Below are 273 nucleotides of genomic sequence, written 5' to 3'. Positions count from 1 at the left end.
GCTGACATAGGCCGAGTCAGACATTTGATTGAGCAATCTGAACCGGGTCCTCAACAGCAAGTCGAATTTCATAAATTGCATACCATGGCAGCCTTTGCTGAAGCGCAGACTTGTCGTCGCCAAGTGCTATTAAACTACTTTGATGAAGTGGCTTCTAAGCCTTGTGGTAACTGTGATATCTGTCTTGACCCACCTAAACGATATGATGGTACTGAAGATGCACAAAAAGTGCTTTCTTGTATTTATCGTTTGCAGCAACGTTTTGGTATCCAC

The 273-nt window shown here is 43.6% G+C and carries 1 protein-coding gene; it reads left to right on the top strand.

Annotated features, from left to right (window positions below):
* Positions 1-273 (top strand): RecQ family zinc-binding domain-containing protein (locus AAEY75_RS15115; protein ID WP_352260041.1); only part of this gene is annotated, 273 nt, incomplete at both ends.

Origin of the sequence: Psychrobacter sp. TB55-MNA-CIBAN-0194 (assembly GCF_040309505.1) — a bacterium.
GTDB lineage: Bacteria > Pseudomonadota > Gammaproteobacteria > Pseudomonadales > Moraxellaceae > Psychrobacter > Psychrobacter fozii.
Note: the sequence above shows the minus strand (reverse complement) of the source record. Positions and strands in the feature narration are given on the sequence as shown.